Source organism: Pseudocalidococcus azoricus BACA0444, assembly GCF_031729055.1.
In the GTDB taxonomy this organism is placed as follows: Bacteria; Cyanobacteriota; Cyanobacteriia; order Thermosynechococcales; family Thermosynechococcaceae; genus Pseudocalidococcus; species Pseudocalidococcus azoricus.
Window position 1 is genome coordinate 1 of sequence record NZ_JAVMIP010000004.1, and the last position, 18566, is coordinate 18566.

Genomic DNA, 18566 nt, shown 5'->3' on the forward strand with positions numbered 1-18566 from the left:
TGACACAGCTTCAGAAAAAGTGTACCAACTTAGCGAGGAATATGCTGTATGTACAATAAGGAAGAGATTATTCAATTAATTAGAAAATTAGACTTAGGGGTTTGGGGCTTTGCTATAAATCACGATAAAAATATAGTAAAAACAATTCATCGAAAATTTAATGAAACTGGCCAGGTAACCTCATTCGTTCATTTTAATATTGAGCAAGAAGAATCTGAAGGAACTCAAAAAATTTTTGCTTTGGCAGGCCTGCTGGTTAATGCTTTGAAAAATGGCAAGGTTTTAATTATTGATGAGTTTGATGCGCGGATACATCCTCTGATTAGTCGTGCCATTGTCGAGTTATTTAACTCAAATGAAACAAATCCTCGTAATACTCAACTAATTTTTATGACCCATGATACAAACCTCCTTAGCAACAAGCTATTTCGGCGAGATCAGATTTGGTTCACCGAGAAAAACCGCTATGGTTCAACAGACTTATACTCCCTAGCAGAATACAAAGTTCGGAATGATGCCTCGTTTGAAAGTGACTATATCAAAGGAAAGTATGGTGCAATTCCGTACATTGGCAACCTTGAAAGCCTAATTGATACTCATGCCTAGACATAGAGGAAACTCCCGTGGATATTCGCCAAGAAAAATTAATATTAGAACTATTAAGCAGCGATTTTTAATCGTATGTGAAGGGGCAAAAACTGAACCTAACTATTTCAGGGCTTTTCGAGTTCCCAAAGATGTTGCCGAACTCAAGATTAAAGGTATCGCCAGACAGCCTAGTCAAATAGTAGTTCGAGCTAGAGAAATTATGGAAAATGAAGACTACGATCAAGTTTGGTGTGTTTTTGACCGAGATGATTGGACACCAGAAGATTTTAACAATGCCATTACCAATGCTGAACGTTCAGGTATTAAGGTTGCTTATTCCAATGAAGCCTTTGAACTTTGGTATGTCTTACATTTTTGTTTCCTAAATACTGGAATCCCTCGAAGTGATTATTGCAAGAAATTAGATAAACTTCTGGAGCATAAATACGAGAAAAACAGCGACACAATTTATGAGGAATTATTTGATCGACAAACAACCGCTATCAAGGATGCCGAAAATCTGCTGAATCAATATCAACCTCCCAGGCCTGCTGACGATAATCCTTCGACCACAGTGCATTTATTAGTTCAAGAACTTAATAAGTTTCTTTGATAATTGCGCTTACTCAAATTTGGAAGATATTGGGCAAAGCTGACGGAAATGGTCGCCCCGTTCTTCAAAGTTCCGATATTGGTCAAAGCTGGCACAGGCCGGGGAAAAGAGAATCGTTTTTGCGTTGACTTGGGGAGCGAGTTCCTTGGCTTTGATCACGGCTTGATCCAAGGTTTGTACGTCTGCCCAGGCCCTGTAGCCCACACCTGTCAATAGTTCGCTAAATTCCGCCGCCGCATCCCCAATCAAAAACACCTGGACGACTTTTTGTTGAATTAACTTTAACCAGGCCTGGGCCTCCCCCTTTTTACTTTGTCCTCCAGCAATTAAAATTACCGGCCCCATCACCGCCCTTAAGCCAATTTCCGCCGCATCATAGTTGGTGGCTTTACTGTCATTAATAAACTCAATTCCCTGCCAAGTACAAATATGCTCTAACCGATGGGCAACCCCAGGAAAATGACTAATTCCAGTTAACATGGCCTCTGGATTAATCCCCGCCAAATGGGCCGCTGCAACCGCTAATAATAAATTCTGTTGATTGTGAACCCCAGGCATTTTCAGGGCCGCAGCCGGGAATAGTTTTTCACTGCCCGTCATGACCCAACCGGCTTGGAAATAAACCCCCCGTTCTCTGTCATTGGGTAAATCCGTTGCACCCGTTGTACTTGTCCACCAGGCCTGGGGGTATCGCTCAACTAAGTGGGTGCGGATATAGGGATCATCTCCATTGAGAACTTGAGCTTGAGCTTGGTCGAGCAACAAACACTTCGCGGCACAATAATTTTCTAAACTGCCGTGTCGTTCTAGATGATCCGGGGTTAAGGTTGTCCAGATCGCAATTTTAGGGACAACGGTTGGCTGCGATTCCAGTTGATAACTACTAATTTCGGCAATCACCCAATCCAGGGCCTGGTGTTGAAATTTTTGCGACCGGGCCACATCACAAATGGAATAGCCGATATTGCCACAGGCCGGGGCTTGGAGACCTGCGGCTTGGAAAATGGCCGCCGTTAAGGCTGTGGTGGTGGTTTTGCCATTGGTGCCTGTAATCCCGACCCAAGGAATATCCCCCAAGGTTTGCCAGGCCAATTCCACTTCCCCAATCACTGGAATGCCTGCTTGACGAGCCGCCACCAGGCCTGGGTTATGCCAAGGAACTCCCGGACTAATCACCACTAATTCAGGGGGTGTAAGCTTGGATTCAGGCGCAAGAGGCCAGGTAAAACTGTAATTGAGCAAAACTTGAATCCCTTGGGCCTGAAGTTGCTCGGCCTGGGCTTCCAAGGTTGCGGATTGTCCCCGATCACTCAGGACAACGTGCCATCCTTGCCCCTGGAGGAGTTGGGCCGCTGCTATTCCCGACTTGCCCAGACCAATCACATGCGCAACAGGGAGCGGCGAATCAGGCATAAAATTAAGGCAACCTTATGATTATTTTGTCGCTATCAACTTTACCATAATGGGGATCACTCCCTTGGCGGCTCCTGTTCTTCATGTTGAGGACTAAACCTAAATGTTGCCCTATTTGACTGCCTTCCTGTTACTGAGTGGGTTGCCCCCGGAGCCTCAAGCTTTCCCGTCTCCATCTGTGCAAGGGCCTGGGCCGACAATCCAGTTAGTAGCGGAAAAAGAACCAAACGCTAAAATTGTCCGAGTTACCGCGGCCCAAATTCAAAGTGAACAAATTGCCGGGGCCTGGTTCTATACCTTGAAGGTAAATGCAGTTAATAATACCAGTGGCACCGTTAATAAAGTCTTTATCAATTACGAAATTTACGCCCCCAATAGTCAAAAACTTCTCTTTGCTGGGAAAGCCGCGCTCCAACCCCAAAATCTGCTCACTGGGGAAGAAGGGCGGGCCCAACTCATGGTCAACCAAGGCGGGCGGGTCAAAGTTACCTTAGTGGAATGGATTAGCCCGGAAAAAGGCTACAAAACCTATGAACAAATGCAAGAGTTTCCCTAAGCGTTGGCCATCAATAGCCGTGGGGATCGTGGATCAAAACACAGGCCTGGGGCGAATCACCCACCTCAATTTGTAACGTGGCATGGTTAATGCCAAAATGAGCCTGGAGTTCCGCTGTCGTCTGATGTAAAAAGTCATCCCCTGGATAGCCCGACTCCATGACGAGGTGGGCCGTCAAAGCCGTTTCAGTCGTGCTCATCGCCCAAATATGGAGATCATGAATTTGTCCGACTCCAGGCCTGTGATTGAGATAGTCCCGCACGGCCTGGGTATCAATGGACTTCGGCACACCATCCAAACTGAGGGTCAAAGCATCCCGCAATAAGTCCCAGGTGGTATAGATAATTAAGATGCCAATCAGTAATGTCACCAGCGGGTCTAACCAAAACCAACCCGTCAGGAGAATCAAAACTGCGGCGACAATCACCCCCAAGGAGACTAAAGCATCGGACATCATGTGCAGAAATGCCCCCCGAATATTCAAATCTCCCTTTCGCCCTGCCGCAAACAACCAGGCCGTGCCCCCATTGATCACCAAGGCTAAACTGGCCACCCAGATCACCGTCATCTCTTCCACTGGGCCAGGGTTCATTAACCGTTTGAGAGCCTCCCAGGCCAGGCCCCCCGTCACCACCATCAAAAAAATGGCATTAAACAAGGCAGCCAAAATCGAAGCCTTCCGCCAACCGTAGGTTTTCTGCGCTGAGGTTTGCCGCCGAGTCAAATAACTGGCTCCCCAGGCCAAGACCAAGCCCAAAACATCACTCAGGTTATGGCCCGCATCACTCAACAGGGCCAAGGAATTAGACCACAGGCCAGCCACAACTTCTAAGACCACCAGACTGATGTTTAAGGTCAAGCCAATCCGAAAGGCCTGGGTGAACTGCTTCGGGGTGTGGGAATGTCCGTGGGGGTGATGATGGGAATGGCTCATAGGGGTAGAGATGACAAGGGGGATGAGGACAAGGAATAAGGGAGGAGCTTGAGCGTGATGGACTATGGAGGGATCTTAAGGGGTAAAGCGCAACTCGGCCCCGCAGGTGTCCCACCAGTTGCCAGACATTAACTGTTAAATAAATCCGTTGAATACCCTGGCCGGGTGATGGGCGCACTACCCTAGAAAAAGAAACTATGGATCAGGAGAGCGAGAGATGCAACTGGATGAGGCTCAACTGACAACCCCAGACCCGATCAAAACCTACCTCGCCCACTGGTTCCAATTGGGAAAAAAACTGTATATCAAATCTGGACAAGTCCAACTCTGTCCCAGTCTGATTCTGGTGCCTGGAGGTTATAGTCAGGAATTTGAAGCCTGTTGGGCCTATGTTAACTCTGGCCAGGCCGGGGATTGCTACTTAGAAGGCACTCAGGAAACCATCGCCCAACTTCAGCAACAGCAGTGGGACATTACCCCTTGCGCCCGCTGTTCTATGCCCATTGCCCTCCCCCAAAATGGTTTACCGCCCGCGAGTTGCCCCTGTGCTGGCCTGGAAAATTGGCCCAATTTAGAACTCCCCTCACCCCATAGCCCGACCAATAACCAAACCGAGCTCAGAAATCTGCAACTCCGCCTGGAGGACGCAGCCCCCCCAGACCATAGCAGAATCACCCCTCAAAAGCTGGCATCACCTGAGAAATAAGCCCATCAAAGAGCTTGAATTTGTCCCAGTTGACTAGGTTGAGAAAAATTCTTTGCTTAAATTGATGCTCTGGAAATTTCAAAGTAGGGAAAAATAATTTGCGCTGAGGAACATCCCCCTTAGGATGTACTTATGTGTCGCATATCTGGCTGGCCTGAGAATCTATGCAAACTCTCTCTCCCCCTGTCCCCACACCTACTCCGGAAACCGCTGAAGTTGGTATTGTTCGGCGCAAAACTCGCCCAGTGCCCGTTGGCTCAATTACCATTGGTGGCGGCTATCCCGTGGCGGTTCAGTCCATGATCAACGAAGATACCTTGGATGTTGCCGGAGCAGTGGCCGGAATTCGCCGACTCCATGAAATTGGTTGTGAAATTGTCCGGGTCACGGTTCCCAGTATGGCCCACGCCAAAGCCATGGCCGAGATTCGGGAAACCCTGGAAAGAACCTATCAACCCGTGCCCCTAGTCGCCGATGTTCACCACAATGGGATGAAAATTGCCCTCGAAGTCTCGAAATATGTGGATAACGTCCGAATTAACCCAGGCCTGTATGTGTTTGAAAAACCGAAAGCCGACCGTACCGAATATACCCAGGCCGAGTTTGACGAAATTGGTGAAAAAATCCGGGAAACCCTCGAGCCATTGGTGATTTCCTTACGGGATCAAAACAAGTCCATGCGCATTGGCGTAAACCATGGCTCCTTAGCGGAACGGATGCTGTTTACCTATGGGGATACTCCCGAAGGCATGGTCGAGTCGGCTCTGGAATTTATCCGCCTTTGTGAGGACATGAATTTCTACAATTTGGAGATTTCCCTCAAGGCCTCCCGAGTGCCGGTGATGATTGCCGCCAACCGCCTGATGGTCAAACGGATGGATGCATTGGGCATGGATTATCCCTTGCATTTAGGTGTCACCGAAGCTGGCGATGGCGAATACGGCCGGATTAAATCTACAGCCGGAATTGGGACTCTTTTAGCAGAGGGGATTGGCGATACGATTCGCGTCTCCTTAACAGAAGCTCCTGAAAAAGAAATCCCCGTTTGCTATGGAATTCTCCAGGCCTTGGGGTTACGCCGGACAATGGTGGAATATGTCGCCTGTCCCTCCTGTGGTCGCACCCTGTTTAATTTGGAAGAAGTGCTCCAAAAAGTCCGAGCGGCCACCAGTCACTTAACGGGGCTGAATATTGCCGTGATGGGCTGTATTGTCAACGGGCCGGGGGAAATGGCTGATGCGGATTATGGCTATGTCGGCAAACAACCGGGCTTTATTTCCCTCTATCGCGGCCGGGATGAGGTGACAAAAGTTCCCGAAGATCAAGGGGTTTCCGCCTTAATTGATCTAATTAAATCCGATGATCGCTGGGTTGATCCATAGACTGCATCCTCGCCCCGACAGCCCCAAAATTCCTATGCTAGATTGGATCCCAACCAGTGCTAGGAAAATATCATGGGTCTGAAAAAGCAAGGACTTGTCGTTGGAGCCACCGCCTTGTTAACCGTAGCTGTGGCCTTGGCTGGGGCAGAGTTGCACCCGTCTAAAAGCTGGGCCGGCTTTCGCCAAAGTCCCAAAGAACTGGTGGATGAAGTCTGGCAGGTGATTGATCGGGAATATGTAGATGCCACCTTCAATGGCCAGGATTGGCGGGCCGTTCGCCGGGAATTTCTCTCCAAGACTTATACAACTCCCGATCAGGCCTACACCGCCGCCCGGGAAATGCTGGAGAAACTCAATGATCCCTACACCCGCTTTATGGATCCAGAGCAGTTTCGCTCGATGCAGATTGAAACCTCAGGGGAATTAACTGGGGTCGGGATCACCATTACCCAAGATGAGAAAACTAAGGATATTACGGTGGTTTCCCCTGTGGAAGGCAGTCCCGCCGCCGAAGCCGGAATCCTCGCCAAGGATATTATTCTCAAGATTGATAATAAACCCACTAAAGGCATGGATTTGAACGAAGCGGTGGGCATGATCCGGGGGCAAGTAAACACCAAAGTGACCCTCACCATCAAACGGGGTAACGAAACCTTTGATCGGGTCTTGACGCGGGCCCGGATTGAAATTCACCCCGTCAAAGCTAGTATCCGCCAAACTCCCAATGGCCCCATTGGCTATATTCGCCTTGTTCAGTTCAGTTCAAATGCGGCTGGGGAAATGCGGAATGCGATTCGGGAACAGGAAAAACAGGGGGTGACGGGCTTTATTCTTGACCTGCGCTCGAATCCAGGTGGACTCTTGTTCTCCAGTGCGGAAATTGCCCGGATGTTTCTACCCCAAGGTACGATTGTTTCGACGGTAAATCGCCAGGGAGAGGCTGATCGATTGCGGGCGGGGCGGGGCTTTTTAACGGATAAACCTTTGGTGGTGCTGATTGATGGAGGTTCCGCCAGTGCCAGTGAAATTTTGGCTGGTGCGTTGCAGGACAACAAACGGGCGGTCTTGGTGGGAACAAAATCTTTTGGTAAGGGCTTGGTACAGTCGGTTCAGCCAGTGGGTGAGGGGTCTGGGATGGCCGTCACCATTGCCAAATATTACACCCCCAGTGGCCGAGATATCAATAAAAAAGGGATTGAGCCGGATGTGGAGGTGAAGATTACCGAGGCCCAACGGGAAAGTCTCACCCGAGAGGACATTGCTACACCGAAGGATCCCCAATATGCCAAAGCCCTGTCAATTTTGAACCAGGAAATCGTTGCCCAACAAAAACAGGCCCAAAAACCTGCCCCTGCCAGTTCTACACCCTAGTCTATTCCCCACCTCTGTAGGCTATGGATGTACTTTTTAGGAGTTGATCTCGGTTGGGTATCGGGTGCGTCAGGATTATGTTGCTTGGCCTGGGATTCCTCTCAGTTGCGACTGATGGATCTCCGCTGTGAGATTGATTTAGAAGCCATCTTGGCCTGGATTGAGAGTTGGTTGCCAGATCATGCCCCAGGCCTGGTTGCAGTTGATGCCCCGACCTTGATTCCCAATGCCACGGGAATGCGTACCTGTGATCGCCAGGCCCATCAACGTTTAGGGCGGTACGATGCAGGCTGTTATCCGGCCAATCAAGGATTATCCTTCGCAGCCCGAACGGTCGGGTTTTCTGAATTACTCCGAGAGCGGGGGTTCAATCATGCCCCAATCATCCAGGCTAGGGCATCCGGGCGCTACCAGATTGAAGTCTTTCCCCATGCAGGTACAGTGCAGTTATTTAACCTCAATCAAATTATCAAGTACAAAAAGGGCCGGATTGCAGAACGCCAGGCCGGGTTAAACCAATTGCGAGACCTCATCCTCGAAAAATTTCCTCAGTTGCACCCACCTCTGGAAATTGCTGAACTACCCGAGATTCCCGTGCAAGTGTCACTCAAGCAACTCAAAGCCATTGAAGATCAACTGGATGCCCTCATCTGTGCCTATATGGGAGCCTATTGGTGGGCCTGGGGCCTGGAAAAAAATTGGGTTCTCGGTGGTCAAGAATTTCGGCCCCAACCCACTCAGAGTCAGGATTACTTAAATACTGGCTTTATCGTGATTCCCCAACCGCAACAATAGACCCGATCAAAATTTTCGGAATCCAGTCAGCCAAATGCTTGCAATCCCAGGGGCCTGGATCGCATCCCAAATTACGGTAATATGCACTCATCTTAAGAATTTCTTCAGTTTTGTAGTGTTTTCAGGAGCCGGTTTTGACGCTTGCCTTAGAGTTTCCCCCCCTTCAAGATGCCATTTTGCCCCATGGTGGTGAACTGATTAACCGGATTGTTCCCCCCGCAGAGAAGCAGGAATGGCTCAGTAAAGCTGATCACTTACCACGCTTGTCCCTGGATGCCCGGGCCGTCTCTGATTTGGAGTTAATTGCCATTGGTGGGTTTAGTCCCTTAACCGGATTCATGGCCCAGGCCGACTATGATGCCGTTGTGGAAACCATGCATTTAGCCAACGGGCTACCCTGGTCAATTCCGGTCACTCTCTCCGTCACCCCAGATGTCGCAGCCCCTCTCAAGCTTGGCCAGTGGATTCGCTTAGATGATCCGGCCGGTGAATTTACGGGAGTCATGCAACTGTCTGAGAAATATACCTATGATCCCCAGAAAGAAGCCCGCCTTGTGTATCGCACTGAGGATGAAAAACATCCGGGTGTGAAAGTAGTCTATCAACAGGGCCGTGTCAACTTAGCGGGGCCGATCTGGCTGCTCCAACGCCATCCCCATCCCTTGTTTCCCAGTTATTGCATTGACCCTCAGGATAGTCGGGCGGCATTTCGGCAACGGGGCTGGCAAACCATTGTTGGCTTTCAAACCCGCAACCCCATCCACCGGGCCCATGAATACATTCAAAAATGTGCCTTAGAAACCGTAGATGGGTTATTTTTACATCCGCTGGTGGGCGCAACCAAGGAAGATGATATTCCGGCCGATGTGCGGATGCGCTGTTATGAAATTATGATGGAGCATTACTTTCCCCAGGATCGGGTTATTTTAGCGATCAATCCTGCGGCGATGCGCTATGCCGGGCCTCGGGAAGCGATTTTCCATGCCCTGGTACGGAAAAACTATGGGTGTACCCACTTTATTGTTGGCCGGGATCATGCCGGGGTGGGGGACTACTACGGAACCTATGATGCCCAATACATTTTTGCCGAATTTGATCGGGATGAGTTGGGGATTATGCCGATGATGTTTGAGCACGCCTTTTACTGTACCCGCACCCAATCCATGGCCACTACCAAAACTAGCCCCAGCAAACCCGAGGAGCGGATCCATTTATCAGGAACTAAGGTGCGGGAAATGTTGCGGCGCGGAGAATTGCCCCCTCCCGAGTTTTCCCGGCCAGAAGTGGCGGCGGAATTGGTCCGAGCCATGCAGGTTCCTGTTTGACGTGATCTGTCGTGAAAAATCTCTGGGCCGGGATTGGGTTTCAGGGGGGTGTGACTGGTACTGATCTGGAGACTGCGCTCCTCAACGTCCTCCAGGCCCATGCCCTATCTGCCCAGGCCTTGATTGGGATAGCAAGTTTAGATCGCAAACGAAACTCCCAAGCTTTACAGGACTTGGCCCAGGCCTGGCAGTTAGAGTTACAGTTCTTTAGCTCTGAGGAACTTAACTCTCTTTGGACTCCTAACCCTTCTCAGCAAGCCTTCATCCATGTCCAGGCCCGGAGTGTGGCCGAAGCAGCGGCTCTTGGGGGAGCTAAGTCAGCCCAGTTAATAATCCCCAAGCAAATTTATCGGACAGCAAGCCAGCGGGCCATTACCTTAGCCATCAGTCAAGTTGGGTCTGACCTGCCTGAGATGGATCGCTGCAACCGGGTTGTCTGATGATCCAAGCCTATTTTCTTGTGGACTAGGTGATTTAGTCCCAATTCTCCAGTTAATATCGTCATGGGTTTGATTTATGGCGGAACCAATACCGATGTCTGCTTTTTTGTTACTACAGCCTTGGCGAAACATTACCCTAACGGCCTTGCTCGCGGCCTGGACAGTAGTCCTAGCTGGGGAAGTCAAAGCCGAAACAGTCTTGGAAAAGATTCAACGCACCGGGGTAATCACGGCTGGGACACGAGATGACGCGGTTCCCTTTGGCTTCAAGCAGAATGGTCAATTGGTGGGCTATGCAGTGGACTTATTAGGGCTGATTCGAGAGCGGGCCGAGCGAGATCTGCAAAAACCCATTCGCCTGGAACTGGTTCCCGTTACCCCCAGCAATCGCATTTCCCTGGTTCAGGCGCGCAAAATTGATATTGAATGTGGGGCCACTTCCCGCACCTGGAATCGGGCTAAGTTTGTTGATTTTTCTGTGCCGTTCTTTTTGGCTGGAACACAACTGCTCGTCAAAGCTGGCAACCCGGCCCAAGGGCCTGCGGCACTGGCAGGCCAAAAAGTTGGGGTTATTAAAGGCACCACCAATGAAGGGGCCATTCTCAATCTTCGCCCCACCGTGGATGTGGTCTATGTCCCAGATCGGGCCGCGGGAGTGGCTGCCGTGGCTTCAGGGAAAATTGCCGCCTTTGCCAGTGATGGGGTGTTATTGGAGGGAAACCTGAAGGTCAATCATACAGCGGAGAATTTTCGGATCATTCCCCCCGTTCCAATTCAATCCGAAGCCTATGCCTGTATGGTTCCCCCTAATCAGTCGGGGTGGCGGAATCTGGTTGATGTCACCTTGTTGAGCTTCATGGAGGGCCTGGTCAGTCAGCAACCCGCACCGACCCAACTCTATAACCGCTGGTTTGGGCCAACGGGTTTTGTCCCTTATCCCGAACAAATCAATATTCAGTTTTTCAAAGGGATTCTTAATACCCAAGAGCGCCCCCCCCGCTAGGGTCTGGCAAATGTCCTGTGGTGAAGCCTAACTCCGCCAGCGGAGAATTTGGGACTTGACTGGGTTGGTAAATTCTCGGCCCTCGGCCTGGGCCTGAGAAAATTCTTTTTTGACTTGGTAATACCAACGGACTTGTGCGTCTCCATCCCCAACGAGCATTAAATTGGGGTCATACCGGAGGCCCTCCTGTTGCTTCGCCACCATAGCTAGGTCTTGATGGACAAAGGTATTCACAAAGGGCAGCAAAAACGGCTTGAGCCAAGTAATCCAGGGAGTTGTCCAGTAAAAGAGGGTAGTAACTTCGGTTTGGGTGGCCGTAATTGGGGTCATGGTTGTTAAGTTACAGAGGGTATTGGGGCCTGTAAAGGTGGCTTCGATGCGAACTCCAGGTAATTGAAAACTAATTTCAACTTCCGGTGTCCCCCCCAAGAGCCGATAGAAAAAGGTGGTTTTCAAAAGACGATGGCGGCGCATGGTAAAACCCAAGGGAGCGGGATCAAAGGCCTTGGCTTTTTCAAAGAGGGGAGCATCGGTACGCCACCACCAGGCCCGATGGACAAAGGGAACGTGTTGCGGGTCAACCAAGCCACTAATGGCATAATCCACATGGCAAGGAAATTGAAACTGCTGCCAGGCCTGGGCGGCAAAATCCAAGCCAAAACCAGGAACTGTGGGAATGTCTAACTCTAGGGGGGGCTGGTCTCCGGGTTTGGCCGGCATAAAAATCCAAATATTCCCCTGCACTTCCCGGACTGGGTAGGATTGAACACAAATTTTTTGGGTATTAAACTGCTGTTCTGCCACCAGGCCAGGAATCAGGGTACATTCCCCCTGCGGATTAAATCGCCAGCCGTGATAGGGACATTCCACCTCCGTCCCAACTAACCGCCCATAGCGTAAAGGCACACCTCGGTGGGGACAGAGATCTCGCATCGCAAAAACCTGCCCCGCTTCGGTACGGCCAAACAAGATGGGTTCTTCTAAGAGGGTTTTACCCAAGAGTTGGCCGGGTTGAAGCTGCTGCCCCGGTAGAGCGTAGTACCAAAGGTTGCGGAGAAAGTATAAATCACGCTCCCCACTCATAACCTAGAAATCGTCCTCCCCAAACTCATCGGGTTCTAAGTTTTCTTCCAGAGGTTCTGGAGGTTCACTGGGGGTTTGTAACTCGGCTTCCGTGGCCTGATCCCCACCACTAATCACCACTAAGTCCACCTGCTGGCGATAGGAATCCACACTCTTAATCTGGACTTCGACTCGATCTCCTAAACGATAGCGCAGGCGATTCCGCCGTCCAGTTAAGGTTTGGGCCTGGGAGCGATACTCATACCAGTCATCCTTTAGGGAACTGACATGGACAAGGCCCTCCACAGAGAACTCAATTAACTCCACAAAGAAGCCATAGGATTGAACTCCGGTAATAATGCCCGGCCGGACTTCGCCAATACAGGCCTGGACTTGTCGCACCCGTTCTAAGCCTTGTAAATCTTTGAGGGCCTGGAAGGTGGTTTTCTCCCGCTCTTGGAGTTGGGCCATGATCTCACTGGCATGGGTTTCTAAATCCCGTTGAGTTTCGGCGGGTAGTACGTTCCAGTTCACCTGCCCCAAACAGGAACTATGGCGTAAGTTGACGGTCTCTTTGGTGCGGGCAGAACGACGATCGCGACCTTGGCTAAAGAGGGCATACCAAACCCGCTGATTAAACCCATCCCCATACCGTTGCAAGGGCGCACTAAATTGGGCATAGCCGTTCAGCAGACCCAAGCTAAAGTGGGGGCCAGGGACAAGCTGATTGGTGGGGGATTTTAAGGTATCTAGAAGAGATTCCACCAAGACCGGGGCCAGGTCTGCACTTAAAAGCTGAGTGCCAAACCGTTGATAATCACTAGCATTGACCCCATCGGGAATTGTTAGTTCCAGGGGCAAGCCCAGGTTACGGGTCAACTTGAGAAAATCTTGGATGGCATAGAGTTCAGGGGAGAGTTGTACCCGATAAATGGCCGGCAACCCCAACCCTTGCAGATGAGTTCCCAGGAGTTGGTTGACCAAGACCATGATTTCCGATCGGGCCAGGCCAGGCTCCGTTATCATCGCCCCAAGAACGCCTTCATCAGGATATAAGTGGGGAAGTTGTCGGCTCAGGGTTAAATCCACACTGCCCCGTGCCCGCCGCTTAGTCCGCAGAGCTTGGGTTAGCTGGGTCAAATTTGCCAGAATGGGGCTGAGTCCTTTGTTGGCTTTTTTCTCGCTCAGGGTCTGGGCTTCCTCAGGAGTAATCTGGTGTTTAACCTGGATCAGGGTGGGTTGAACCTCATAGGCCTGGACATCGCCACTGACATCAAGGGTCAAAATTACAGAAAATGCCAGCCGATCTACGCCTGGAGTTAGCCGTAAGACCTCAAGCTGGGGCGGATAAAGGGGAATGGTTAACCCGACTGCACTGACTGCCAGGCCCCGCCGTTGCGCCTCCCGATCTAAGGGGGAATTTAAGGGAACTTGACTGGCAATATCGGCAAAATGCACCCCTAGCTGCCAAGTTTGGCTACCGATAGGAACCAAGGAAAAGGCTACTTCCAGTTCTTGGCGAGGGGCAGCGATAACGATGGTTTCTAAGTCTCGTAAATCTTGGCGGGTTAGTTCTGGATCAGGCCTGGCGAGGAGGAGTTCAGAAGGGGCCTGGAGGGCCGGGGGAAAGGGGCGAGTTAAATCATGTTTACAGCAGACTAGATCCACCACATTGGCAGATTGAGCATCGGGTCCGAGGAGTCGGACAACTTGCCCCAAGGGTAAATAGCCCCCCAAGGGATAGCGAATAATTTCCACATGAACCAGTTGATCCACGAGATCATTCAAGTCCGGGGCCATCTCGCTGGGGATAAGTTCGATTTCAAAGAGCAACCGATCATCTAAGGGAACCCCCCGCAGGCCAGCTTCCGTTTGTCGAATCCGGGCCATGACCGAAGGATTATTCCGCTCCAGAATGAGTTTAACTTCCCCCTCCGGTGATTTTTTCCGCCGTCCCTCTCGCGTTACTTTGACTAACACCCGATCCCCGTTCCAAGCCGTACTGAGTTGATGTTCGCGGACAAAAATATCTTCCCCCGCCCCATCCTCTTGAATCGCAAAGCAAAAGCCTTTACTGGAGCAGCGTAAGCGACCTTCAATCACCCCAGTTTCGACAACCCGCCGATATTTACCCCGCTCCTTGACCAAGATGCCAATCTTTTCCAGGGCATCCAAGGCAATTTGCAACCGTTGGAGAGAGTACTCATCTTCGCAACCGAGTTTTTTTTCAAGGGCTTTAGGGGCGACTAATTTATCATCACTGAAGTTGGCCAACAAACTGGCAATTGAAAGCTCCATGCGTCGTCTCGTCAAAGAAAGGGTAGGTCATTGATTGTCAGGGGATCGAACCCGGCCAGGGTAAATTGAACCACTCATCAATTCCGGTTGTGGGGTTGGCGACTCAGGCCAAGATACGCAGGGATTCTCGTTCCGGGGCCTGGGATAACTTGGGAAGATACCGGATCGCCAGGATTAACCCCAACCGATTGCCACTCCATCAAGTCCCACAATGGCTCGTTAACCTACTGGCACAAACTCAATCACCATCATCATAAAGGGAGTTGCGTTGCTTCTGTGCACGAAAAGCCCTAGATTTGAGGAATGGCTTTTGATAAGCCTGGTTCAGTTCCACAGTCGGTAATGGTAGTAAGGTATGACAGAGGCAGAAATTTTCGAGCAAGTGAAGAAGATCGTTGCGGATCAACTGAGTGTCGATACCGAGAAGGTGACTCCCGAAGCTGATTTTGCCAATGATCTCAGTGCCGACTCCCTGGATGTGGTTGAGTTAGTCATGGCTTTGGAAGAAGAGTTTAGTGTAGAAATCCCAGACGAATCTGCCGAGAAAATTAAGACCGTCCAAGATGCAGTTGACTTCATTAGCGGTAAAGTAGCAGCCTAAGGCTTTCGGACTATGACACAGGGTGACGTGAAACGGGTAGTGGTGACTGGCCTGGGGGCAATTACGCCCATTGGCAATACCCTTACAGACTACTGGCAAGGATTAATTGCTGGCAGAAACGGGATTGGCCCGATTACCCTATTTGAGCCATCACGTCATGCCTGTCGAATTGCCGGGGAGGTGAAGGGGTTTGATCCAGAAGCCTTCATGGATCGCAAAGATGCCAAGCGGATGGATCGGTTTGCCCAGTTTGGGGTGGCCGCCAGTAAGCAAGCCCTGGCCGATGCTGGGTTGATTATTGATGACCAAAACGCGCCCCAAGTTGGGATCATTATTGGTACGGGTGTCGGTGGACTAAAGGTGATGGAAGATCAGCAAGAGGTCTATCTCACTCGCGGCCCTGATCGCTGTAGCCCCTTCATGATTCCGATGATGATTGCCAATATGGCGGCGGGGTTAACGGCCATTCATACCGGTGCCAAGGGGCCTAATTCCTGTTCTGTAACGGCCTGTGCCGCAGGTTCCAATGCCATTGGAGATGCTTTTCGTTTAATTCAACATGGTTATGCCCAGGCCATGATTTGTGGCGGAGCTGAAGCGGCCATTACTCCTCTTTCCGTAGCTGGATTTGCCTCGGCCCGGGCCTTATCAACCCGCAATGATGACCCGGCCCATGCCAGTCGCCCCTTTGATATCAATCGAGATGGGTTTGTCTTAGGTGAAGGTGCCGGGATTGTCATTTTAGAAGAACTCACTGCGGCCCAGGCCCGAGGGGCAAGAATTTATGCGGAGATTGTTGGCTATGGTCTCACCTGTGATGCTTACCACATGACGGCCCCCTCTCCCGGTGGTGAAGGCGCGGCCCGAGCGATTGAATTTTGCCTGAAAGATGCCGGAATTACCCCGGATCAAGTCAGTTATGTGAACGCCCACGGCACCAGCACCCCCGCCAACGACAGCACCGAAACCGCAGCCATTAAGCGCGCCCTGGGTGATAATGCCTACAACATTGCCATCAGTTCAACCAAGTCCATGACTGGGCATTTACTCGGTGGATCGGGAGGGATTGAAGCGATTGCCGCAATTATGGCAGTACATCACGACATTATTCCGCCAACTATTAACCTGGAAACTCCAGACCCGGCCTGTGATTTAGATTATGTCCCCCACACGAGTCGGGAAAGTCAGGTGGATATTGCTTTATCAAATTCTTTTGGCTTTGGTGGCCATAATGTAACCCTCGGATTCCGCAAGTTCCAGAGTTAGTTTGCCGATCTTTTGTCAATGGTTCTATCAGTAGTTTCAAAGAGGTTGGTATCAGATTAGCCATTAAATCTGCATTGAGATTTTCAAGAGAGATTAACAAGCCACAATATTCTTCGCCATATAGTCAGGGGATTACCTAAATTGAGGATGAATCTCAGGTAAACTACGTTTTGAGCATTTTCCAAAGTTTAAGGGAAGAAGCGATCTTGAAAATAGGCAAAGACTGGTACAGAACTCAATGCCGATTGATTGCCCGAATGCCCTATGAAAGTCTTACCAATCTTGCCAGGGAAACAGTTTTGACTGCCATCCACCCAACCCTAAATGGGTCAGGCCATGGCAAATAATCTAGTTCTCTTAAGTCTTCAATAACCAATTGCGATACCCTATCCCCCAGGCCTTGTGTCACCATGTAAAGAAAGATGGCTGAACAAGACAGAAGATCTTTCATTTCAGCGCAGGAGGTTATCTATGGTCGTTGCATCTGCCACTCGCCCCGCCCGGTTGACCCTGGAAACCCAGGCCATTGCCCCTGATACGACTGCCTTAAGATGTTTGGATTGGGATCGAGAACGGTTTGACATTGAGTTTGGCCTGGAAAATGGCACTACCTATAATTCCTTTATCATTCGGGGTGAAAAACTGGCCCTAGTAGATACCTCCCATGCCAAGTTTCGGGATATTTACCTAGAAAAGCTTTGGGAACTGATTGATCCGACCGAATTGGATTATTTGATCATCAGCCATACGGAACCGGATCACAGTGGCCTGGTGAAAGATGTGCTAGCCAAAGCCCCGCAGGTCGTTGTTGTGGGTTCAAAAGTCGCGCTGCAATTCCTGAGTGGGTTTGTCCATCAGCCGTTTCAACAGCAAATTATCAAAAACGGCGATCAAATTGATTTGGGTCATGGTCACAGCATCGAATTTGTCATGGCCCCCAATCTTCACTGGCCCGACACGATCCTCTCCTATGACCACGGTACGCAAACCCTGTTTACCTGTGATGTTTTCGGGATGCACTACTGCAATGATGACACCTACGACAGCGACCCGGAAGTGATTGCCCCCGACTTCAAGTTTTACTACGACTGCCTCATGGGCCCCAATGCTCGCTCCGTGTTGTCTGCCCTCAAACGCATGGGAGATTTACCGGAAGTTAAGCTAATTGCCACCGGCCACGGCCCCCTGTTGAAAGAGCATTTAACAGATTGGGTAGAAAACTACCGGATCTGGAGCCAGGCCCAGGCCAAAGCAGCGGCAACAATTGCGCTGTTCTATCAACCCGGCTATGGCTACAGTGATGTTTTAGCAGAGGCGATTAACCGAGGCGCGAGTAAAACTGGGGTAGTGGTTGAACCTGTTGACCTGACCACCACAGATCAGCAAGAAGTCCGGGAAATTGTCGATATTGCCGCCGGAATCATTATCGGTATGCCCGACAGTACCGCCCAAACCAGCCTCAGCACTATCCTCGCCACCGCCCATAACAAGCAGGCCATTGGGGTCTTTGAAACCGGAGTTGTCGGGAGTGAAGCTGCCTATCCCCTCTTTAATCAATTTCGCGACTTGGGGTTAACGCCCTCTTTTCCGGTGATTCGCGTGGCTGAAGCTCCCCATGAAGCCCTCCTGCAACAGGCCGAGGAAGCCGGAACCGATATGGGGCAATGGTTACTCCGAGATCGCACTGTTAAGCAAATGAAATCCTTAGATACGGATTTGGATAAAGCCTTAGGGCGGTTGAGTGGTGGACTGTATATTATTACGGCTCAAAAAGGGGATATTAACAGTGCCATGTTGGCTTCTTGGGTGGCCCAGGCCAGTGTTGAACCCTTGGGCGTGACGATTGCGGTGGCTAAAGATCGGGCGATTGAATCCTTTATGCACGTGGGCGATACCTTTGTCCTGAATGTATTGGAAGAAGGCAACTATCAACCCCTGATGCGCCACTTCCTCAAACGCTTTCCCCCTGGGGCCGACCGCTTTGCCACAATCAAAACCTATCCGGCAAACAATGGCAGCCCGATTTTGGCCGATGCGCTCGCCTATGTGGAATGTACTGTTGTCAATCGCTTGGACTGTCATGATCATTGGTTGGTCTATAGCACGATTGAAACTGGCCGAGTCTCAAAACCGGATGCCTTAACTGCCGTCCATCATCGCAAAGTGGGGAATCATTACTAAGCATAAGCAAAAAACTGGTTTATACCTGAGTT

Annotated in this window: 16 protein-coding genes and 1 pseudogene; 13 read left to right on the plus strand and 4 right to left on the minus strand. The window is 50.5% G+C overall.

The annotated features are described in order from the left end of the window. Positions 1 to 141: 141 nt before the first annotated feature. Positions 142 to 606: pseudogene (locus RIF25_RS06050) on the plus strand (AAA family ATPase); the annotation flags it as partial. Continuing rightward, positions 599 to 1201 carry an RloB family protein gene (locus RIF25_RS06055; protein ID WP_322877651.1) on the plus strand — a complete coding sequence of 201 codons (603 nt, stop codon included), beginning with the start codon at positions 599 to 601 and terminating at the stop codon, positions 1199 to 1201. The pseudogene RIF25_RS06050 and the gene RIF25_RS06055, both read left to right, overlap by 8 nt. Positions 1202 to 1210: 9 nt before the next feature. Here RIF25_RS06055 and murD read toward each other — a convergent pair whose 3' ends face one another. Next, positions 1211 to 2614, minus strand: coding sequence for a UDP-N-acetylmuramoyl-L-alanine--D-glutamate ligase (gene murD / locus RIF25_RS06060; RefSeq protein WP_322877652.1), 1404 nt, complete (start codon positions 2612 to 2614; stop codon positions 1211 to 1213). Between the two features lie 103 nt (positions 2615 to 2717). Here murD and RIF25_RS06065 point away from each other — a divergent pair, with 103 nt between their 5' ends. Beyond that, positions 2718 to 3170, plus strand: coding sequence for a hypothetical protein (locus tag RIF25_RS06065; RefSeq protein ID WP_322877653.1), 453 nt, complete (start codon positions 2718 to 2720; stop codon positions 3168 to 3170). Between the two features lie 10 nt (positions 3171 to 3180). Here RIF25_RS06065 and RIF25_RS06070 read toward each other — a convergent pair whose 3' ends face one another. Further along, a complete protein-coding gene (locus RIF25_RS06070) occupies positions 3181 to 4104 on the minus strand; it encodes a cation diffusion facilitator family transporter (protein ID WP_322877654.1) in 924 nt (307 codons plus the stop codon). Positions 4105 to 4321: 217 nt separating this feature from the next. Between RIF25_RS06070 and RIF25_RS06075 the strand changes: the two genes are divergently transcribed. From RIF25_RS06075 to RIF25_RS06105, 7 genes are all read left to right on the plus strand, one after another. Beyond that, a complete protein-coding gene (locus RIF25_RS06075) occupies positions 4322 to 4810 on the plus strand; it encodes a hypothetical protein (protein WP_322877655.1) in 489 nt (162 codons plus the stop codon). Positions 4811 to 4974: 164 nt separating this feature from the next. Further along, positions 4975 to 6192, plus strand: a complete 1218-nt coding sequence (gene ispG, locus RIF25_RS06080) for a (E)-4-hydroxy-3-methylbut-2-enyl-diphosphate synthase (RefSeq protein ID WP_322877656.1) — start codon at positions 4975 to 4977, stop codon at positions 6190 to 6192. Between the two features lie 72 nt (positions 6193 to 6264). Next, complete coding sequence (gene ctpC / locus RIF25_RS06085) at positions 6265 to 7563, plus strand: carboxyl-terminal processing protease CtpC (protein ID WP_322877657.1); 1299 nt, start codon at positions 6265 to 6267, stop codon at positions 7561 to 7563. 27 nt (positions 7564 to 7590) lie between these two features. Beyond that, the gene (locus RIF25_RS06090; RefSeq protein WP_322877658.1) at positions 7591 to 8358 is read left to right on the plus strand and encodes a DUF429 domain-containing protein; all 768 of its coding nucleotides are present in this window, start codon (positions 7591 to 7593) and stop codon (positions 8356 to 8358) included. A 134-nt stretch (positions 8359 to 8492) separates the two neighbouring features. Then, the gene (gene sat / locus RIF25_RS06095; protein ID WP_322877659.1) at positions 8493 to 9683 is read left to right on the plus strand and encodes a sulfate adenylyltransferase; all 1191 of its coding nucleotides are present in this window, start codon (positions 8493 to 8495) and stop codon (positions 9681 to 9683) included. An 11-nt stretch (positions 9684 to 9694) separates the two neighbouring features. Further along, on the plus strand, positions 9695 to 10123 hold the full coding sequence (locus RIF25_RS06100) for a cobalamin biosynthesis protein (protein ID WP_322877660.1): 429 nt from the start codon (positions 9695 to 9697) through the stop codon (positions 10121 to 10123). Positions 10124 to 10217: 94 nt separating this feature from the next. After that, positions 10218 to 11126 carry an amino acid ABC transporter substrate-binding protein gene (locus tag RIF25_RS06105; protein WP_322877661.1) on the plus strand — a complete coding sequence of 303 codons (909 nt, stop codon included), beginning with the start codon at positions 10218 to 10220 and terminating at the stop codon, positions 11124 to 11126. Positions 11127 to 11153: 27 nt separating this feature from the next. Here RIF25_RS06105 and RIF25_RS06110 read toward each other — a convergent pair whose 3' ends face one another. Continuing rightward, the gene (locus RIF25_RS06110) at positions 11154 to 12209 is read right to left on the minus strand and encodes an aromatic ring-hydroxylating dioxygenase subunit alpha (protein ID WP_322877662.1); all 1056 of its coding nucleotides are present in this window, start codon (positions 12207 to 12209) and stop codon (positions 11154 to 11156) included. Positions 12210 to 12212: 3 nt separating this feature from the next. Then, positions 12213 to 14486 carry a ribonuclease R family protein gene (locus tag RIF25_RS06115; protein WP_322877663.1) on the minus strand — a complete coding sequence of 758 codons (2274 nt, stop codon included), beginning with the start codon at positions 14484 to 14486 and terminating at the stop codon, positions 12213 to 12215. A gap of 355 nt (positions 14487 to 14841) precedes the next feature. Between RIF25_RS06115 and acpP the strand changes: the two genes are divergently transcribed. The 3 genes from acpP to RIF25_RS06130 all read left to right on the plus strand — a co-directional run bounded on the left by acpP (position 14842) and on the right by RIF25_RS06130 (position 18534). Continuing rightward, positions 14842 to 15087 (plus strand): acyl carrier protein, encoded by a 246-nt coding sequence (gene acpP, locus RIF25_RS06120; protein ID WP_015123555.1) that lies wholly within the window; start codon positions 14842 to 14844, stop codon positions 15085 to 15087. A gap of 12 nt (positions 15088 to 15099) precedes the next feature. After that, positions 15100 to 16353 carry a beta-ketoacyl-ACP synthase II gene (gene fabF / locus RIF25_RS06125; protein WP_322877664.1) on the plus strand — a complete coding sequence of 418 codons (1254 nt, stop codon included), beginning with the start codon at positions 15100 to 15102 and terminating at the stop codon, positions 16351 to 16353. Between the two features lie 471 nt (positions 16354 to 16824). After that, a complete protein-coding gene (locus tag RIF25_RS06130) occupies positions 16825 to 18534 on the plus strand; it encodes a diflavin flavoprotein (protein WP_322877665.1) in 1710 nt (569 codons plus the stop codon). The last annotated feature ends 32 nt before the right edge of the window (positions 18535 to 18566 follow it).